General features: G+C 44.3%; 17 protein-coding genes and 2 other RNA genes. 7 read left to right on the forward strand and 12 right to left on the reverse strand.

Going from position 1 to position 20,069, the window contains the following annotated elements; genetic code table 11:
* Positions 1 to 7: 7 nt before the first annotated feature.
* Entirely contained in the window at positions 8 to 2,530 is a 2,523-nt protein-coding gene (gene gyrA / locus J5A52_04680) for a DNA gyrase subunit A (protein ID QUB38013.1), read from the reverse strand.
* A 19-nt stretch (positions 2,531 to 2,549) separates the two neighbouring features.
* A complete protein-coding gene (gene gyrB / locus J5A52_04685; protein QUB37407.1) occupies positions 2,550 to 4,544 on the reverse strand; it encodes a DNA topoisomerase (ATP-hydrolyzing) subunit B in 1,995 nt (664 codons plus the stop codon).
* Positions 4,545 to 4,710: 166 nt separating this feature from the next.
* Between gyrB and J5A52_04690 the strand changes: the two genes are divergently transcribed.
* Both J5A52_04690 and J5A52_04695 read left to right on the forward strand, forming a co-directional pair.
* Positions 4,711 to 6,318 carry an LPXTG cell wall anchor domain-containing protein gene (locus J5A52_04690; GenBank protein ID QUB37408.1) on the forward strand — a complete coding sequence of 536 codons (1,608 nt, stop codon included), beginning with the start codon at positions 4,711 to 4,713 and terminating at the stop codon, positions 6,316 to 6,318.
* Between the two features lie 26 nt (positions 6,319 to 6,344).
* A complete protein-coding gene (locus tag J5A52_04695) occupies positions 6,345 to 6,926 on the forward strand; it encodes a hypothetical protein (protein QUB37409.1) in 582 nt (193 codons plus the stop codon).
* Positions 6,927 to 6,997: 71 nt separating this feature from the next.
* Here J5A52_04695 and J5A52_04700 read toward each other — a convergent pair whose 3' ends face one another.
* From J5A52_04700 to J5A52_04710, 3 genes are read right to left on the reverse strand one after another with little or no spacing between them, the layout of a single operon-like run.
* Positions 6,998 to 10,033, reverse strand: a complete 3,036-nt coding sequence (locus J5A52_04700) for a TraM recognition domain-containing protein (protein ID QUB37410.1) — start codon at positions 10,031 to 10,033, stop codon at positions 6,998 to 7,000.
* Between the two features lie 12 nt (positions 10,034 to 10,045).
* A complete protein-coding gene (locus tag J5A52_04705) occupies positions 10,046 to 10,465 on the reverse strand; it encodes a hypothetical protein (protein QUB37411.1) in 420 nt (139 codons plus the stop codon).
* Between the two features lie 52 nt (positions 10,466 to 10,517).
* Positions 10,518 to 10,898, reverse strand: a complete 381-nt coding sequence (locus tag J5A52_04710) for a hypothetical protein (protein ID QUB37412.1) — start codon at positions 10,896 to 10,898, stop codon at positions 10,518 to 10,520.
* A 118-nt stretch (positions 10,899 to 11,016) separates the two neighbouring features.
* Here J5A52_04710 and J5A52_04715 point away from each other — a divergent pair, with 118 nt between their 5' ends.
* Positions 11,017 to 11,211, forward strand: coding sequence for a hypothetical protein (locus tag J5A52_04715; GenBank protein ID QUB37413.1), 195 nt, complete (start codon positions 11,017 to 11,019; stop codon positions 11,209 to 11,211).
* Between the two features lie 2,522 nt (positions 11,212 to 13,733).
* Here J5A52_04715 and ssrA read toward each other — a convergent pair.
* Positions 13,734 to 14,132, reverse strand: a transfer-messenger RNA (tmRNA) gene (ssrA, locus tag J5A52_04720).
* Between the two features lie 795 nt (positions 14,133 to 14,927).
* On the opposite strand from ssrA, the gene infC reads away from it, so the two are divergent.
* From infC to rplT, 3 genes are read left to right on the forward strand one after another with little or no spacing between them, the layout of a single operon-like run.
* Positions 14,928 to 15,440, forward strand: coding sequence for a translation initiation factor IF-3 (gene infC, locus J5A52_04725; protein QUB38014.1), 513 nt, complete (start codon positions 14,928 to 14,930; stop codon positions 15,438 to 15,440).
* On the forward strand, positions 15,440 to 15,634 hold the full coding sequence (gene rpmI / locus J5A52_04730; GenBank protein QUB37414.1) for a 50S ribosomal protein L35: 195 nt from the start codon (positions 15,440 to 15,442) through the stop codon (positions 15,632 to 15,634). Before infC ends, rpmI begins: the two co-directional genes overlap by 1 nt.
* Positions 15,635 to 15,638: 4 nt before the next feature.
* Positions 15,639 to 15,983 carry a 50S ribosomal protein L20 gene (rplT, locus tag J5A52_04735; GenBank protein ID QUB37415.1) on the forward strand — a complete coding sequence of 115 codons (345 nt, stop codon included), beginning with the start codon at positions 15,639 to 15,641 and terminating at the stop codon, positions 15,981 to 15,983.
* Between the two features lie 49 nt (positions 15,984 to 16,032).
* Here rplT and rnpB read toward each other — a convergent pair.
* Both rnpB and J5A52_04745 read right to left on the reverse strand, forming a co-directional pair.
* An RNA gene (rnpB, locus tag J5A52_04740) (RNase P RNA component class A) lies at positions 16,033 to 16,385 on the reverse strand.
* 176 nt (positions 16,386 to 16,561) lie between these two features.
* Positions 16,562 to 17,197 (reverse strand): site-2 protease family protein, encoded by a 636-nt coding sequence (locus tag J5A52_04745; GenBank protein QUB37416.1) that lies wholly within the window; start codon positions 17,195 to 17,197, stop codon positions 16,562 to 16,564.
* A 90-nt stretch (positions 17,198 to 17,287) separates the two neighbouring features.
* On the opposite strand from J5A52_04745, the gene rpmB reads away from it, so the two are divergent.
* Entirely contained in the window at positions 17,288 to 17,494 is a 207-nt protein-coding gene (gene rpmB / locus J5A52_04750; protein QUB37417.1) for a 50S ribosomal protein L28, read from the forward strand.
* A 79-nt stretch (positions 17,495 to 17,573) separates the two neighbouring features.
* On the opposite strand, the gene J5A52_04755 is transcribed toward rpmB, so the two are convergent.
* From J5A52_04755 to J5A52_04770, 4 genes are read right to left on the reverse strand one after another with little or no spacing between them, the layout of a single operon-like run.
* The gene (locus tag J5A52_04755) at positions 17,574 to 18,209 is read right to left on the reverse strand and encodes an MBL fold metallo-hydrolase (protein QUB37418.1); all 636 of its coding nucleotides are present in this window, start codon (positions 18,207 to 18,209) and stop codon (positions 17,574 to 17,576) included.
* Positions 18,210 to 18,219: 10 nt separating this feature from the next.
* Positions 18,220 to 18,816 carry a transcriptional regulator gene (locus J5A52_04760; GenBank protein QUB37419.1) on the reverse strand — a complete coding sequence of 199 codons (597 nt, stop codon included), beginning with the start codon at positions 18,814 to 18,816 and terminating at the stop codon, positions 18,220 to 18,222.
* Between the two features lie 33 nt (positions 18,817 to 18,849).
* Positions 18,850 to 19,734: a tRNA (adenosine(37)-N6)-dimethylallyltransferase MiaA gene (miaA, locus tag J5A52_04765; GenBank protein ID QUB37420.1), complete on the reverse strand. Its 885-nt coding sequence runs from the start codon at positions 19,732 to 19,734 to the stop codon at positions 18,850 to 18,852.
* Positions 19,716 to 20,045 carry an MGMT family protein gene (locus tag J5A52_04770; protein ID QUB37421.1) on the reverse strand — a complete coding sequence of 110 codons (330 nt, stop codon included), beginning with the start codon at positions 20,043 to 20,045 and terminating at the stop codon, positions 19,716 to 19,718. The genes miaA and J5A52_04770 overlap by 19 nt, the downstream gene beginning before the upstream one ends.
* Between the last annotated feature and the right edge of the window lie 24 nt (positions 20,046 to 20,069).

Genomic DNA, 20,069 nt, shown 5'->3' on the forward strand with positions numbered 1-20,069 from the left:
TTATATGCTAACCTTCATCTTCTCCTGAATCACGCATAATGCCGATTGACGACACGCTGTCGTCATCACTAAGCCGCATTACACGCACGCCTTGCGTTGTACGTCCTAATGTTGGTATGTCACCCAGCCCAACACGAATAGTTTGTCCACCCTGACTGATAATAATCGCTTCAACCGCGTCAGACTCAAGCGTTTGCACCGTAACGATCGGACCAGTTTTCGCTGTAACCGTCGCCGCCTTAATGCCAACACCGCCACGCTTATGGCTTGGGAAATTCGCTACCTTTGTAATTTTTCCATAGCCATTTGCACTCAAGACCAGAAGTGTTTGATCTGCCGATGTTACAACATCCATGCCGACTACGCTGTCATTTGGACGCAGCCGCACACCACGCACACCACGTGCCGCTCTCCCCATTGGCCGACACTCTTCCTCGTTAAATCGCACCGCTTGACCGGCAGATGTTGATATAATCACATCGCTTTTGCCGTCAGTTTGCTTAATCCAGCGCAGTTCATCGCCATCATCTAGGTTTATTGCGATCAACCCATTTGTTCGAATATTTGCATAGTCGGAAATTGCCGTCTTTTTTACGGTACCCTTGGTCGTTGCCATAAACAAATACCCATCACTCCCTGCATCTTTCGCGAGGTTAATGATTGATGTAATTTTCTCTTCAGGCTGCAATTGAAGCAAGTTAACTGCTGCGACACCCTTAGCCGCAAGACTCGCTGCCGGCACCTCATATGCCTTGAGGCGGAACACACGACCTTTGTTCGTGAAGAATAGCAGCCAATCGTGCGTACTGGCTGGTACAAGCTGATCAATGACATCTTCTTCTTTCGTCGTCATACCGCGCTTACCTTTGCCGCCACGATTTTGACGCCGATAATCACTCGTAAGTGTACGCTTAATGTAGTTTTCTGTTGTCACTAATACAACTGTGTCCTCTTCTGGGATTAGTTCCTCATCGCTAAACTTGCCAACTTCTGTGTTGATAATTTTACTACGACGCTCATCACCATATTTCTCCTTGATCTCAAGAAGCTCTTCCTTGATAATACGCAAAATTTCATTCTCGTCTGCCAAGACTTTTTCGAGGTGTGCAATTTTCTTTCGCAGCTCAGCCAACTCATTCTCAATCGCCTCGCGCTCTAAGCCTGTTAAACGGCGTAGCTGCATTGCAAGAATTGCTTTTGCTTGAATAACGCTCAGGCCAAATTTCTCAATCAATGCCTTCTCAGCTTCATCTTGCGTTTTACTAGCACGAATCGTTCGGATTACTTCATCAATATGATCAAGTGCTATTTTGTAGCCCTCTAAAATGTGCTCCCGTTCTTTTGCCTTGCGCAGTTCGTATTCTGTACGTCGCCGCACTACTTTTTGGCGGTGCTTGATAAATTCATGTAGAATATCATGCAACCCGAGTACTCGCGGCTGCAATGCCACTGGATTCGTGCCAGTCTCAACAAGTGCTAGCATATTATAGTGGAAGTTCGTCTGTAACGCCGTTAATTTATAAAGTTGATTCAACACCTTCTTTGGATATGCATCTTTCTTTAACTCAATTACCACGCGAACACTACCACGCGCCGATTCATCACGCAGATCACTGATTGTCGTGAGCTTCTTATCGTGCACTAGATCGGCAATTTTTTCGATAAGCGTTGCCTTGTTAACACCATACGGCATCTCTGTTACGACAATTTGATGACGTCCACGCTTCGCCTCCTCAATATTCGCCACTGCGCGAATTGTCACGCTACCGCGACCAGTTGCATATGCCTGATGCATTGGAGCACCGCCATATACAACCGCCCCTGTTGGAAAATCAGGACCCTTAATATGCTTCATGAGATCGTCAAGCGTCGCCTCTGGATTGTCAATTAATGCTACTGTTGCGTCAACAATCTCGCCAAGATTATGCGTCGGAATATTCGTCGCCATACCAACAGCAATACCAACCTGCCCGTTAAGCAACAGGTTTGGCAACTTTGCTGGCAATACAACAGGTTCCCGGTGTGTCGCGTCGTATGTATCACGAAAATCAACCGTTTCTTTGTCAATGTCTGCCAAAAGCGCCTCGGACACGCGCGTCATTTTTGCTTCAGTGTAGCGCATTGCCGCTGGCGGATCTCCATCCATAGAGCCAAAGTTACCCTGACCCTGCACGAGCGGATAGCGTCCAACCCAATCCTGCGCCATACGCACCATTGCATCGTATATTGATGAATCGCCATGCGGATGATATTTACCCATAACTTCGCCGACGATCTGTGCGCTCTTAACCGTCTTCGAGGATGGGCCGATGCCCATTTTATCCATCACATACACGATACGACGATGCACCGGCTTCATGCCGTCGCGCACATCAGGCAATGCACGATCAACAATCACCGACATTGAATACCGCAGGAAATTATCTTCCATAACATCTTCAACAGTACGAATTTCAACAGTCTTTGAATGACTGTGGTCGGTCTGCGTCAGTACCTCGCCTTCTACCGGTTTATGTTCTTGCTGTTGCATTGCATTATCTTCGTTCATATTAGACATCCAGTTCCTCAAGACTCATTTTCTTTGCGTTTGCTTGAATAAAGTTTTTACGCACCTCAACCTCATCACCCATCAATTTAGTAAAAATTGCATCAGCGCGCTCTGCATCTTCAAGCCGAACCTGCACCAAAACACGATTTTCCGGGTTCATTGTCGTTTCCCATAGCTGATCAGCATCCATTTCACCAAGACCTTTGTAACGCTGTAACGACGATTCGCTCAATCCTGCTTGTCTAACGAGCGGCTCGCTCGGATCAATCGCGACACCTTTTTCTTTGCGGGCAGCAATCAACTCCTGATACTTTGCATCAAGTGCTTCCTCATTATACAAATACTCCTGTTTATGCTGCGATAGCTTCAACTTAAATAGTGGCGGCTTTGCTAGATAAATATGACCACCTTCAACAACCGGACGCATATACCGAAAGAAGAATGTCATAAGCAGTGTCGCGATATGGCTACCGTCAACGTCGGCATCGGTCATAATCACAACACGATGATAACGCAAACCGCGCATATCAAACGCATCGCCGATACCGACACCCATACCCTTTATCAAGCTTAGTATCTCGCGATTTGCATACATTTTATCAAGACGAGCCCGTTCAGTGTTCAAAACCTTGCCTCGCAGCGGCAAAATAGCTTGTGTACGACTGTCGCGCCCCGTCTTCGCTGAACCGCCAGCTGAATCGCCCTCAACGATGTAGAGTTCGCACTCAGCTGGATTCTTACTTGAACAGTCTGCTAATTTACCAGGCAGGCTGGCGCCATCAAGCGCACCCTTACGAATCACATTATCACGTGCAGCTCGAGCTGCCTTGCGCGCTCTAGCTGCAAGCAATGCTTTATTGACAATCTTCTTCGCAATCGCTGGATTCTCTTCCAGAAAATACGCAAAGTATTCATTCATTACTTGTTCGACATATCGCCGCACCTCTGGATTGCCAAGCTTATTTTTCGTCTGGCCTTCAAACTGCGGATCGGGCAGCTTCACCAAAATAACCGCCGTCAAACCTTCGCGAATATCATCGCCGGATAAATTGTCTTCTTTTTCTTTTAGCAAATTATTTTTGCGCGCATAATCGTTTATAACGCGCGTGAGTGCCGACCGAAAACCAACTAAATGCGTACCACCGTCCGGAGTTAACACATTATTTGCAAACGGTTTTACTGTTTCAACATAGGAATCATTATACTGGATTGCTACTTCAACCATCGAATCATCAACTTGCTTTTCAACGTAGAAAATTTCGTTACCAAGAACGTCCTTACCAACGTTGAGATTCTTCACATAACTGCGAATGCCGCCCTCAAAATAAAACGCCTGGCGCTCTTTGGTGCGCTCATCATAAACCGTCACATACACGCCTTTTGTTAGATAAGCCTGATGGCGCAAATAGCTCACGACCCATTTATAGTCAAATTTCGTCGTTTCTTTGAATATTTCAGGATCAGGATAAAACGTAATCCGCGTGCCGCGCGTCCAATTCTCGTCCGTTAACCGGCTTTTCTTAAACGGCACGACTGTTTTGCCTCGTTCAAACTCAATTCGATATATTGAACCGTTTTTTGCGACTTCAGCGATCATTCGACTTGACAAAGCATTCACTACACTTGAACCAACACCGTGCAATCCAGATGATACCTTATAGCCGCCGCCGCCAAACTTACCGCCAGCATGCAGCACAGTTAATACTGTTTCAAGCGTGCTCAAACCAGTTTTCGGATGCTTATCTACCGGTATGCCACGCCCGTCATCGGTAATCGTAACACCACCATCTTCAAGGATTCGCACGTCAACACGTGTACCATGACCAGCAATTGCTTCGTCTATAGAATTATCGGCAATTTCTTTAATTAAGTGATGAACACCGTCGTAACCCGTGCTTCCAATGTACATGCCTGGACGCTTGCGAACCGGGTCAAGACCTTCAAGAACCTGAATTTGTGAACCATCATAAGAACCGTCGTCTTTTTGTTTAGCCATATGGAATCTCCCTCGCTTACTGTCAACTCAGATTATTCATTTCTACACCGATTATACCATAAAAAAAATTGTTCATTCAAGTTATTGCTATCTGTAAACGCATATGCTAAACTAATAGTCAAATGAGAGTTATCTCAGAAATTTTAACACAAAAAAAGGTTGCACTATGTTTAGAAAGCTTGTATCAAACCTTTCGTTTAGCCCTGCACTCGTCGGGCAACTAGGGTTTTATGCTAAACGCCTGAGAAAAGAGGAAACTACACGCCGCCTTGGGCTTATATTTACTGCTCTCGCGCTTATCGTCCAGTCATTTACGATGCTTCAAGCACCAGAACCAGCAAGCGCAGCCGATGCTACCGACATGGTATACGGCGGCACTCATACACCAAGCGCTGTCATGTCTAGCTACGACCAGAACGTCAATAATATTCGCGATCTATACACTGCCATTGGTATTTCTCGTGCCGACATCCAACGAGCAACCGGTAATCTAGAGTATCACCGCAGTAGTGAGGGACTGTATTCCTGGGGGATGAAGCCTGTTTTTGGTGCTTCAAGCGGCGAAGGAAGCTATACCGTAAAAACGAGCGGCGGTACGCGTACATTCTACTACCGACCACAACGTCTTTGGGGAAATAGCGGTTCTTACTCTGCTTACGTTGGGCGATCCTCATCAACCGGCTTATGGTTTGGCATTATGCGCTCATGCGGTAACTTGATCACGTTTACTATCCCGCCGCGACCAGCGTGCCCTCCGGGTCAAGTAGGAACCTACCCTAACTGTTCAACGCCGCCTAAAAATCCGACCTCAACATGCTCGGCACTTGATATCAAAAAGAATGGCGATACCTATCAATTCACCGGCAGCGGGATTGTCACAGATGGCGCAACGATTTCAAAGTATATATTTCAGGTATACCGTGACAACACACTTGTTAAAACGATAGAGAGTAGTTCAAGCGTCGCAACTTACACAGAGAAGACTCCCGGTAGTTACTCGGTCAAATTAACGATCAAAACATCACTTGGCGATAGAACGAGCGCTGGGTGCACCAAGGGTTTTACAATCGCTCCACCAGCAAAGTGCCCGCAGAACCCAGCCCTACTCAAAACAGACCCAAACTGCCAACCATGTCCCGGCGATTCAACGATTTGGATCAACGATACAAAATGCAATGCTGAAATTATTCAAACCAAGACCGCACAAAATACGTCACAGAACAACACCGACGCCACAACGATCGCGGCAAAAGCTACTGATCAAATCGTGTACAAAATTAACGTCACCAACAAAGGACTAAAAGCAACAGAATACACGATCAAGGAGGATCTAGCCGATGTTCTGCAATACGCTAGTCTAGAAAACACTGGTGGCGGCACGCTCACAGACGACAATTCATCAGATGGAATCGCGACAAAAACACTGCTGACATGGCCAAAAGTAACATTAAAACCAGGTGAGACACAGACTCGTATATTTAGCGTAAAACTCGCGAGCACGATTGCCGCAAAAGGCGCCGGCACAGGCAACCCAAATTCCTACGACTGCGTCATGACAAATACATTCGGAAACACTGTCAATATCAACGTTGATTGCCCTGTCCAGAAAAAGGTTGAGTCAGTTGTTGCACAACTGCCACATACCGGTCCTAACGAGAACATCGCATTTGCAGCGATTATATTCGCCGTCGTTGCGTTCTTCTACGCACGCTCACGCCAACTGAAAAAAGAAGTCCGCTTAATACGCCGCGACTTTAGTACTGGTACAATTTAACACATATTTAAAACAAGGGGTGGTATATGAACAACGAAAAGTTATCAGGGTCAACCGAAAAGGGAGAGTCATTAAATGAGTTGCGCGAGTTCACTACCGAGCAATACGAAGTTGCAAGCGAGAACCGTGAACGAGAATCAACTCGCGAAAATAAAGCGGAAAGACTTGAAAACGCGCGCCGCGAAACGCTTGAAGCTGTTGCAAAGGCCGAAAAAGAAAATCGCCAAGAAACGGAGCGGAGTGACCCATCACCAGCCGAACGACGTAAAGGACCGATTTCTAAGCAGGAGCGAGAAAAAGCATTCGCTAAAACTATGGACGAAGTGCAATCTCACATGTCAGCGCCGAGTCGCACCTTCAGTAAAATTATTCATAACAAAGTCGTCGAAAAGACCAGCGAAGCTGTCGGTAATTCTGTCGCGCGACCAAACGCTATTTTATCAGGGGCAGTTTGCTCGTTCGTTCTCGTGCTTGCCACCTATCTCATAGCACGCGCATATGGTTACCAATTATCAGGCACTGAAACGATTGCTGCTTTTGGGCTTGGGTGGGTTGTCGGGCTCGTCTACGACTATTTCCGACTGCTTATTATTGGTAAAGATAGGTAGGGATAGAGGTAGGAGCCAAGTTAAGGCTTAAAAGACTTTCGCAGACTCATTACCTTTACATAAATAAGTCTCTACCGTAATTTTATCGTCACTTCATCATCCTGGCGGGATGACACTGCGTCCATACGCCCATCAGACGACTGCTGTGGCGGTTGTTGCGACGATATCATTCCGGTTTGCGGCACGGACGTGACGGTATTAAAATCGTCGCGTAAGCTAGCGGTAGTTGATGTAGGCGTTAGACTGCTCGCCGATTGCAGCGAAGAGGCTGCCGACTGATTTGCTAACCCAGGATGCTGTATCTGCTGTGGAAGCATATTGTTGCCATATTGAGCCGCCGATTGGCTAGCAACAGGATAACCGCCCATTTTTGAGGTCGCACCTGATTGGAGCGGATTGCTTATTGCCCCAGAGGTAGACGCCGGAGGCGGGCTCATTGGCGGGGCGGCTGGCTGTGGCGGCATCATTTTGCCTGTACTCGCAATATTCGCTGCCGGTGGGCGGCCACTCCCCCCTGTCATCTGCTTACGCTTAGCGAGCCACTCATCCAAAAATGATGAACTACTGGATTTTGGCGCACCAATGCCACCAGACTTTGCCCCAGCGGATGGAGCCGCCCTCCCTGTCTTTGCTCCAGACTGTGCAGTATCTGCCGTTTTAAGTCGTTCAAAGATTTCTCGTTCTACTTGTGCACGTGGATGTCCATATTTCACTGCAGATAGCCGCTTCAGCGCATCACCGAGCTGCTGATTGCTCTGCCCCATAGGCGGAACCCAGCTCATACTAAATGGCGCCGAAGGCACACCCTCTATCTGCGCCACACAAACCGACTCAAAGTTTGGTAACTTCGTCAGATCTTCCGCGTCAAACACCGGAGTATAGCGCTTTACCATAATCTCTGCGTCAGTAATACCAATACGCCCGGTGATCGTCGTGCCAACGTTACCTAAAATTGCTTCACGCAGGCTTTCCTGTAGCTGTGTCATAAACTGGTTACCAAGCACCAAGCTTAACCGGTACTTACGCGCTTCGCTAAGGATAGTTTCAAAGCTATCGGTCGCAAAGTTCTGGAACTCATCAACATACAACGTGAAATCTTTACGTTCTTCCTCTGGTATGTTTGCGCGAGCCATTGCTGCTGCCTGGAACTTCATCACAAAAATAATACCAAGGAGCTTCGAGTTCAAGTCGCCCATCTTCCCCTTTGATAAGTTTGCGAGCAAAATTTTACGATTATTCATAATATCCGCAAAATTAAATCCGCTTTTCTTCTGTCCAATAATATTTCGCATTGCATCATTAGAGATAAATGGCCCAAACTTTGACACAACCCAGCTAATGACTTCGCCCGCTTCACTTGATCGCTGCGACGCCGGGAACTCTTTCGTCCAGAAGTCAAGCACTTGTTGGTCGGTAACATACTTCAGTTTGCTCTTCATAAACGCGTCATCAATAAGCAATTTTGGAATATCAATAAACGTACCACCTCCCGGATCGCTCATCAGTAACAACGCACAGTTTCGAAATATATGCTCAAGACGCGGGCCAACGATTCCCGTATGTCCAGGGTCATATAATCCATACAGCATCCCAATTGCCTCCTGCACCAAAAAGTCTTTTTGGTCGGGGTGATCAAACTCAAACATATTTAGTCCGATCGGATTGTCCATGTCGCTTGGGTTAAAGTAAACAACATCCTCAACGCGCTCCTTTGGCACTTTACTTAAGAGCGCCTCCGCCGAGTCACCGTGCGGATCAACGAACGCAAAACCACGACCATCCAGCATATCTTGGTATGCCAGATTCTCTTGCAACACAGACTTTCCAACACCAGTCTGTCCGATCACATGAATATGACGGCGACGGTCTTTGTCGCTCAAACGAATCGGTTTTTTCACACCACGGAACTCGTTATAGCCAAGCAATAGTCCCGTTTCCATGACTTGTGTCGGACCATCGACCTGCTTGCTCATTTGCCGCTTCACTTGCGATGTAGGTATACTGTTTTGATCTGGCAGATGAAAAAGCGTTGCCAGCTCTACACTGTTCAATATGTTCTGGTTAACCTGTTGCGGAAAGAACCTAAAGATAAACGATGAGGTTAGCTCTTCAATATTCTTTGATAGGTTAAACTTAAAGCCATTAAACGTTGGCGAATCAAACAATGCAAATGCTGCAACAATATTCTTCAAGACACCCTGCGAACGTGCTGCTGTATTCGACGACACGACCACACGAACCAGAACCTCATAACCAGGATACCGCGTCTTTTCCTGGATCGCCTCAACTGTCGCCTGCTCAACTGCATTTAATTGCTTATTTTCTTCACCAGGACCTTTATTGCTATCAGCCGACCCAGTCGGCGGCTTCCACAGCGCCTCCATCAATTCGTTTGGCGAGAAAAATGAACCGAGCGGAGACTTCTTGCCACTCTGTTTATCTTTAATAATCTTCTCAGCCATTGATACGGCAACCTTTGACCAGTTGTCGCGTGCTGGGCGAATCAAAAATTGTAACCCAATGCCATCTTCACGTCCTGCTGCAGAAATCGCATTCAGCAAAGCACGCGATGCATCGCGCTTTGATTCCATGTAGGTTGCAATAGGATATGAATAATGCTTCTTAAGAGTAAATTCACCGCCAATCGTCCCACTCATCTTTCCCACTTTGCTAAACACCGAGTGTTCCGTTACCTCTTCGAGTCGTGCTGACGGGTATGCCGCTGCCACCGCTTGGCGCACAACGCTCGTAAGAACCGTCGGCACGACAGCATAATAATACACAAGCCCATCACGCGCCACGATTTCAAACGACAGATGACGCTGACCGTAGATTCGACTCTTAAATCCCTTCGTAGCAGTACTTGCAATAATGTTATACATTACTTGTGCTTGCGACAATACTTCCTCGGTCAAGTCGCGTTTATCGCGATTTTCACCCGCGATATCGTCACTCGCTGGTGGTAAATGGATTAAAATCGGCACCATCTTCAGTCCGCGCTCGTAGTTCTTCGCTTCGCGCAGTGTGCCGCGATACACGAAAAATATAACTGTTGCGCCAGCCGCAATTAACGCTGCTGTAACAAAAAGTACCACTAGTGCGCCCACTCTGCCCCCATCCTAGTCTTCTGCCTGCCCTATCACTCGCCCATAGCGCTGTCTAATATACTCAATTTGCAGCTCACTGATTTTACACTCGCGCTCATACGGATCATTTTTCGTCTCAGCTAAAATCTTCTTTGCCTTATCGACCCATTCCTTCTCAATTAGATCATCATCGTTCGCTAGCATAGCTGTCGTATCGTCAGAAACCCCTACGCCACCGTCTGACTGTGCAGGTAATACCGGAGTAGGAAGCGCAGGGGCTGCCGCAGCAGCAGCTTGAACCGCTTCCGCTCGGACAGATCCAATCTCACGGTGATTTTCAACGCCGCTCTGTGCTACTTCAAGAGAATTTTGTGCTGCACCCACCTCATATTGAGACGCTGCCGGTTGAATTTCTCCAATTGGCGCTAATTGTTCCTGCTGCCTAGGTTCCATATCTGTTAAATTATACCATAAGAGTAACCAATATTACTAGCGCTTCAAAGGTTTATTGCTGCTTATAAACATAAAATATTGCCACCGCCTCAAACACAGCAACGAGCATAATCTCATACAGCTTCAGCCCACCAATAGACTGCACAGCCATAAGGATAATCGGCGAAAACGCCAAAACACTCCCGTATGCGATTGACCGAGAGAAAGAAACGCTGCCGTAATGGTCGCCCGCCTTGCTTCTACGGATACGAACTAAGATAAGTCGTATACTATGCAACAAAAAAGTCAGCACCCCAAGCACCGACATATATAAGAGTAAGAACACCAGTAATATAATCAACGGGCTTGAATGCGAAGGAGTAGACGACTGCATGATGGCGAGAACCCCAACAATTGAACAAACCGTTATAAAAGCTACTATGCGTCTCAACATATTTATTATGATACCACCACCCTTAAAGGCATATAAGCAGTTTCGCGAAAAACGAAACACCTTTCTAAACAACTATTAGGGTCGCCGCTAGCTGCTTATAGCCTAATTGACCGCTCGCGTGACGCGAGCATCTAGTCTTGCGATTGCGAGTCTATTATCTACGCACCTGATTCTCGCCGACGATAACTTCATCAAGGATTTATCAGGTGCGCAGCGCTCAAGCTTTCGCGCGCTACAACGCCAAGAGTACATATCTCGGCGGAGCTTAGGTGGTATCACGTTTCGCATAAAATACGAACTCTTTATTTTATGAAAAATTTCTTCACAGAATGTTCATAAAATAGTATTTGTGCTGCCACCTAGTTTCCGTCGTATAAGCTAACTTTGCAAGGTGTTGTATTTTAAATTGTTAATGTTTGTCGCTTTTTGTTTTGTCAAAGCTATGTTTCAATACTAGCACAAACAACGCTATACGTCAATATATTTGACATTACTTTCGTAGACATATTTACTATGTTGTATTTTACTCATCAATATCACCTCTGTTCTTTATTATTTATGTTGGATTAATTTATACGTAGCTAAATTAACAACATTAAGGAATGTTTTGCTGTTTATTCAGCCATTTTGCGCTACTTAAAGAGCTGTTTGTTTGTTTTACAACAAAGCATTTTACTTTTCCTAGTAAATGTTACAGCCTGCTCTAATAAGACAAAAAACAGGATCGTAAAATGCCAGACTAGATACACTCTTATAGTATCTTCAAGAAACAATCGATCAAACAAAGAACACACGACTTACATAACTTTTACATGATTTACTTATGCATACTTAATAAAATACAGGTGCTTGATTCAATAAATTTCTACAAGAAAACCATCTCAAATCCCGAGCGTTAAATGATTGATTTGAATTAACGATTCCGAAACTATCAAACCTGCTCTGCATATTTTACTAATGCTAAAAGTAGCGACGAACCGTCTAAGATATACCAAAACAATACTAGAGCGCAACACTCTAGTCAGTTTAAAAATAATAAAATGTCCATCAAAAAATTAATTTATTAACCCGTCTCGCCGCATCCACAAAAAATTATGCCGAATAATAACCTCACACACGCATTCTAGAACTAGATTATAAATAGCGTCTAGCAAACCATTATGTCCTACAAGTACCTGAGTTAGACCTCAAATCTGACAATTGCATGAGGCCGACCCTACATCTAGTGTTAAGTAAGTTGACTCTATGAGCTAACCTGCTTTTTGACAGCACCGCTAAAACACTGTTTCGAAAATAGTGCGATAGCCTTATTGAAGTCTATAGAGGATCTTCATTACAGTCTCGCTCCATAGGAGCATCCGGGCGGGCGAAACGTATCTTCATGCTCCGACAAAGATACGTTTCGCCCCGCTCTCCCTTTAGCGACTTTTGATGCGTTTCCGAGATGTCTGCTTATCTAAAATTTCTATTGTCCAATGCTTCCTAGCCAAACCTCTCTGCATTCCCGGCTTATCCTGAGCTGCATGACGTTGCTGGTTATTAAATGTTGCAGTGCCCTTTTGCTTTGACATCATTGAGTTCGCAGTACTACTTGGTTGGCTCTACGTTTAAAGTTTTACCTTGAAAACAAGCCTTTTCTAATACAGTAAGCATTGCTGCGATGGTAGTTCAATATGCAAGCTACCATGCGTTTAAACCTTTTCAAATTAATTCTGCTAGAAAAACTCTGATCTCATATTCAAGCAACATGAGCATAGACTATACCGAGCCCCCATATTAGGCTACATCTCAAACGACAAAAATACAGAGAAGTTTATATAGTTCTTTCAGCTATACAAATGGGCGACACTTTTAAAATGCGAGATCAGGATATTTCCATTTCTTCCTGCGTATAAGTCCGATCAAATACACAAGCTTATGGTGTAACTGAAATGCTAATGATTTTTCATTATGAGACATAGAGATCGGTTAATTATCGTTGTTGTTCCGCCCGCCTCATCCTAAGAATAAAAATTCAAAATCGCATCAAAAACAACTGCTATGATTTGTGGTATTTTTTACTTGATTAAATCCCAAAAAGTTATTGACACAAGCACTTTTCCGTCATATTATAGGGGTAGTTCTTGAGCAAAAAAATTGTACAAGAACCAAAAATAAACATATTTCTGAAAACTCCACGATAAAAACAACCACTACTCGCAGGTGGTTGTTTTTTATGGCGTTCTAAGAAAATATATGTGGACGCGAGCGGCATCTAAGTTGTTACGCGTTGATGAGAATCATCCACTTTTTTGTGGCTCACATTCACTATGAGCCACAGATTTATTCCAGGTGCATATTGACGATTAACGACGAATCAAAATAAAAAAGAGTGAGACTATACTTATACTGAGAGGCATCGTCTCCAATCTCAAGCATAGATATTCCCTCTTTTTTTCTAACTATTATCAGCAACCGCCGTTTGCCCTATACATGTTTCGTCTTATATCCTCATGCGAAATGAAATGTCTTCTGGTGCATTTATTATTTTCGGTTCAGGTTAATAAGCATGGAGCAAATGTAAACCGTAGATATGTTAATAGATCTTTTAAATAGCTTGTGTTGATTAGCCTAACTTAAACTATGTAATGACTTATAAGTTACTCATACATTGGAGATTCAATAAACTAAAACGAGATCGACTAGTCCACAGCACTGAACTGAATATAAAACGAACCCGTAAAGAAAAGGACTTATACTGTCGAAAATTACTATGGGTCGTCGTTCCCTTGCCACGCCCGGGGGGTAGGTTCAAATACACAATAAAAAACGACCTAATTGGTCGTCAAATCTACATGGTGGAGCTGCCGGGTACTGCCCCCGGGTCCATTTGGTAACATGCTATTCGTCTACGCACATAGTTCGGTTTTTACAATAACCGCAGCAGTTGCCCGAAAACCAAACAAACATACAACAACTACGAGCTGAAAAAAATTTAAATTCACCGCACTCAAGCGGGCACGCATGAATCGATCTTGCAAAATACGACACGCTTAGTTTCTGGCAAGCGTTAAAACCAAGCATGGCTGCGATATATTACGCAGCAAGCGCAAAAGCGGCTTGCTTTGGCATCAATGATGCGAAGAATGCTTTTGCTTTCTTTGCAAATGTTGCAATTACTAATTCTGATTACGTCAGAAGTCGGTACGCAAAATAGCCTGTTAAAGTCCAAATGTCGAACGCTGTATCAGCCCCGCATCTACCTTTACTGTATCACCATTTCATACCAAAAGCAATATAGACTCAGTAAACGGTATTTAAAACTAAAACTAAAACTAAAACTAAAACTAAAACGGAATCAAAATGGAGCACCCAGTAAATAACGTAAAATTAGAAGCATATTAATAATAAATAGTTAGCGCTTGAAGAGAACTGCTTATCCCCCACAGTATAAGAATACGCGCAGGAAAACTATTTGCTTAGATATCTATAGTGCATGGTATAAGAGTATGAGACGGTAAACGTTACAATAGTATAGTTACAACTTACTCTTACTTCTAATACTCATCCATCAGCTACATGGGGTTACGATTTCTCCAGGTTAACCGACCAAACCTCAAGCCCCTACTATCCTCCGATATTTTACACTGCTAACTAATCCATCGCTTATCAAATTTGTAGTTAAAAAATCAACAATATCTGGCGAAAAAAATGATTCAAAATATAATAAATATTAAAAATAACAGATGTAAACGTAGCTGTAAACACAACAATCTTTAAACAACCAAGGTAGTTCTATGATTCGTAGAAACGCAACTCAAAATCAACTAATTTACTCAAAAAGCACCCGACACGCTCAGACCGAGACCGTACGACTTATTTCAAAATATCCGCGTAATCGCCAATCTTAATCAGTCCGAATAGTATCACCATAAATCCATACCGCAGAAGCATTATACTGTAAACGGACATAGAGCTTGAATTTTCTTCCCACCTCTGATACTATATTGTGCGAGTGTTATCTCATTAATGTAACTTTTTTATAAGGAGATTGCGATCAATACGAAAATTCGTATCAATGATACCATCCGAGCAAAAGAACTTCGTGTCATAGACACAAACGGAACACAACTTGGTGTCATGAGTCGTGCAGACGCGCTTAACGCTGCACGTCAGGCAGGGGTTGACTTAGTGGAGATATCACCGAAAGCTGACCCTCCTGTTGCAAAAATTATTGACTGGGGAAAATATCAATACCAGAAAATGAAAGAGCAGCAAAAAGCTCGACGCAACAATAAAGCTAGCGAGCTAAAGCAAATGCGCTTCGGCTTGAAGATTGGTGGTAATGACCTAGAAATAAAGTTACGAAAAATCCGCTCATTTCTCAAAGAAGGACACAAAGTAAAAATTTTGATATTCTTCCGTGGACGCGAAATGGCGCATAAAGAGCTGGGCTACGAGCTCATAGACAGAGTTTTTGAACAGCTGCAGGATGAGGCAATACTTGAACAGAAACCAGTGATGGCTGGGCGCAACCTCAGCATCGTAATAAGGAGTAAATAATGCCAAAGATGAAGACCCACAAGGGCACTGCTAAGCGTATTAAGCTAACCAGTACCGGCAAACTCATCCGTCGCCGTGCGTTCGGAAACCATATGCTCTCTAAGAAGAGTAAATCTCGCAAGCGTAATATCAAAACCGCCGCTGTTGTTAAAGGCGGCATGGCGAAAAACGTAAAACGAGCACTGGGAGTATAGGATTATGCGAGTTAAACGAGGAGTCACTGCTTCAGCGAAGCATAAGAAAATCATCAAAGCCGCAAAAGGCATGCAACATAGTCGTACACGTAGTTTTCGGCTTGCGAAACAAGCCGTTATCCGATCACTGCAATACGCATACCGGGATCGCCGCAATAGACGGCGCGATCTTCGCGGTCTCTGGATTACCCGCATCAACGCCGCTGCTCGCGAAAACGGCACGACGTATGGTAAGCTCATTGCTGATTTACGCGCTGCCAACGTAGAAATTGACCGCAAAATACTTGCGGAATTAGCAGTAAACGAACCAAAAGCATTTACTGCTATCGTCAAACGAGTTACAAAATAGCTTAATCCGACAAAATTTAAAAAGACCGTATTTAGTACGGTCTTTTTAAATTGGCAGGTTATCTGTAAGCCGGGTTCTGTCGAGGATAATCATCTATCTAGATTATTCATTGCTGAATAATTCAAGCGGATAGCGGCATGCCCGAACGAGCAATTCTATAGACACGCCTCCTTGCAGTTGACAGGGTTTACCTCCTCCGTACGTCACCGTACGTCGCTGCGAGCTCTTACCTCGCTCCTTTCACCCTTACTACCAGTCACCTAATTAGGCTTGAGATAGCGGTTTCGTTTCTGTGGCACTTTCCCTAGAGTCACCTCCGGTCGCCGTTAGCGACTGTCATGCTCTACACTGCCCGGACTTTCCTCTCACTATAGCCAAGCGAGCGATTATCCAATAGCCTGCCATTTGCGTATTATATCATAAAAGCCCCTCCTGAACGACTGATATTCCCCTGCTGTTGCAAAGGTGGGTCTCCGCACGCTATTCCCACGGGAATAGCGGTATTAGAATCCCTATCATATGATGTTAGGAAAATCATATACGCTCAAAAGAGGCTATCCTTAGTATATCACGTGGTTCTATATAACTAAAGAAAACAGGCTAACACACCCGTAAATAACAGCTTGCATGTAAACCGTCAAAACTGGCGATAAAGCAAGTACTGCAATATAGATAAATACTATACCGTAATATTCTACTGCTTCGAAAAATCGACGAATAAAGTCAGGTGCTATAGCATAAAAGACTCGAGAACCATCCAGCGGTGGAATCGGAATGATATTGAATGCAAAAAAACCTAAATTAACAGCTACTGAAGTAGCTAATAGTTTTCCCGCCACACTTCCGTCGCCTATATAAGTCACTATTGCATACGACATGAACGCGAGCAATAAATTAACTAACGGTCCGCTTGCTGCTACCATAGCAACCCCCCATTCACCATATTTTAGATTCTCAGAATTAAATGGTACAGGTTTTGCGCCACCAAAGACCGGCATGGCTGCGCCCGTTAATGCGTTTGCGAAAATTATCGTCATTGGAAGTGCGATTGTCATAATAGGATCAATATGCTTCAGCGGATTTAGCGTTAAGCGCCCCATGAGGTGCGCCGTGTCATCGCCAAGTTTATAGGCAACAATCCCATGCGTCAACTCATGTAGCGTCATCGACACAAAAATAATCACCAAAACAGCAATAATGTTGCCAAAATCCATGTACCTTATTGTAGCAGTCCTTGACGCAAGACCAAAACTAGCGTATACTAGAAAAGATTGATATCAACTAATTATAAGAAGTGGAAAAGTATGGCATCACGCTGCGAATTAACCGGCAAGGGTAAACAATTCGGTCATAACGTAAGTTTTTCTTTGCGTCGCACTAAACGCGTTTTTAAACCAAATCTTCAAAAAAAGACGCTCGTTGTTAATGGACAGAAAGTAACGATGACGCTTTCTGCACATGCAATCCGTACACTCAAGAAGAAAGGTATTATTGCACAATCAGCAAAATAACTCTTGCTGCGGAAATATACAAAAACACCCCCTGCATTCGGGGTGTTTTTGTATTAAGGTATACAAAGCCTAGAACATATTAGCTACGTGCAACCACTACTGTCGTTAGAACCGATGGTAACGAACTATCGTTTTTAACTTTGAATTTTGTTACATTCTCGACTGGAGCACCCAGCTCTTTAATAAACGTTTCGACTTCATCTTGCGGGACTTCATACTGAAGAGCAGCATCACGATAATGAACTGGTATAACGACCTTCGGGTCGACTGCTCGGACAATTGAAACAGCGCTTGTTGCATCAAGGGTGTATCCACCGCCACCAACAGGTACAATCAGGATATCAATCACGCCAAGCGACTCAAGTTGCTCATCACTTAGCCCAGGTGCAATGTTTCCAATGATTCCCAGTGATACCTCACCGCACTCAACACGGTAAATCGTCGAACGTTTTTCGTCGTCAGGGGTATCAATATGGCGTGTCGCAGCAATACCAATGATCGTGAAATCGCCGACCTCATACTCACCAGGGCTATTTATGATAACCTGCGCATCATTCCTGCCAGTTGCAAAACGAGATTCAGTAACAAACTCGACTAAGTCCTTTACCTTTAAGTCTTTCAGTCCAAATAACGACACCTTCGGGTCTACAACTAACGACGTTTTTTTACTTGCAATAACGACCGCGTTGCCACCCTTATATTCAATATCAAACATATCACCTCCTTTACTGTCGCTCTGTTTTTATAATGCCACCAGTATCAACAATGACACGGTGCTTATTATTTAGCATATCACTAATAAATTTATCATGAACGCTCAACCTGTAGTACAGCTCGTCATACGAGAGTACGCTATAAGTAATCTCGCGCCCCACCGCTTGCTCAATCGTTGAGACAATGGACTTAATCTTAGCACGCGAGATAGCGCCCGCTATCAGCAAATCGACTTTGCTTGCAGATCCGCTTACTAAGATCCCTGCTACAATAGCAACACGAACACCAGCCGTACGGCGAATAATATCTTCGTATACTTCCGCTTGCGCCTCGTTTGCAGCTGATTTTGACGTTTGCCCTGCAAATATAGCGCGCATCGGTATGTAATACTCATATCGCTGATTTACTTCATAATACAGCTTATTATCCATATTATTACTTGCAACGATACCCACCTCAAGCATATTTGCAAGCTCTCTTCGCACAGAATTGATTTGTTCACCAATCAACCGCGTAATTTCACGCACATAAAACGCTTGCCCTGGGTTGTTAAGGAATAAATAGAGTAACTTTACACGAGTTTTTGAACCAAATAATGCATCAATCATGATCAAATCTCTTACTCTATAGTACCACGGTCGTTATCTATCATCCAAACGCCAAGCAATGTAGCTATACGCCTGTTCAAGATGCTGCCATGATATTTCCGGATTGCGACGCAGCCATGTCAACTGTCGTTTTGCCAAACGCCAATCAAGCGTGCAAAATTTTTCCTCTAACTGGCTACGCGTCAACTCTCCTGCTGTATATTTTCGAACCAGCGGATAGATATTTCCAGTCATAGCTTCATTGTCCCAACCCCAAGTTCGCGCTGCCTGTATCGCTTCATTTATCGTAGTATCATTTACAATGGTTTTTGCACGATTTCTTATTCTTTCTTTAAGCGTAGCTTTATCCGTCATTATTCCGACTAGTATCTTGTCTTTATATTTATCAGTATTCTTCTGCGGTAGAGCGCCCTTTCGAATGATTGCATTAATGACATATCGCCTATTTTTATTATTCTCCGGTAATTTAATATTGTACTTATTACAATAATTTTGTAGCTCTGCAAGAGATTTTTGCTCAAATTTTGCGCGTAGCTCTAAATCATTTGATACAGCCGTGAATGTATAGTCATAAACAACACTGTCAACATACAACCCTGTCCCCCCAACTAAAATCGGCACTTTGCCTCGTAATCGTATGTCAGTTATTTTCGCATCGGCGTAATGCTTAAAATCTGCAGCCGTAAATCGCTCACCAGGGTTCACTAAGTCAAAACCCCAATGTGCGACCCCGTCGCGCTCTTTCATACTCGGCTTTGCCGTTCCAATGTCAAGCCCGCGATATATCGCCCGAGAATCTGCGGAGATTATTTCACCTCTAAACCGCTGAGCAACCTTAATTGCTAAACCTGTCTTACCACTTGCTGTCGGACCAACGATTACGACGAGTGGAGCCTCGTTCACAGTTCTGGTCGCCATCGTCGCTCCTCAAATTCAATCACATGCCAACGCTCATCACAGGCTATACCATCCTGGGCGAGTAACTGTTTCTGCGCCACTCGCCCTTCCGGAAAGCCAATCGCTAGCCCACCTTTTGCGTTCACTAAACGATGCCACGGCAAATTAGTCGGACCACCATGTGCAATTTCACCAACACGTCGCGCTGCATATGGATATCCAGCTAACGCCGCTAAATCACCATAAGTCGTAACTTTATCGTTCGGTAACTCAGACATCAGCGCATAAACGCGATCGCGCAAACTTGCAATTGGCAGCTGATTATCACCCATCACATTCGCCGACACTGGACATAC

The organism is TM7 phylum sp. oral taxon 349 (genome assembly GCA_018127705.1).
Lineage (GTDB): Bacteria > Patescibacteriota > Saccharimonadia > Saccharimonadales > Saccharimonadaceae > Saccharimonas.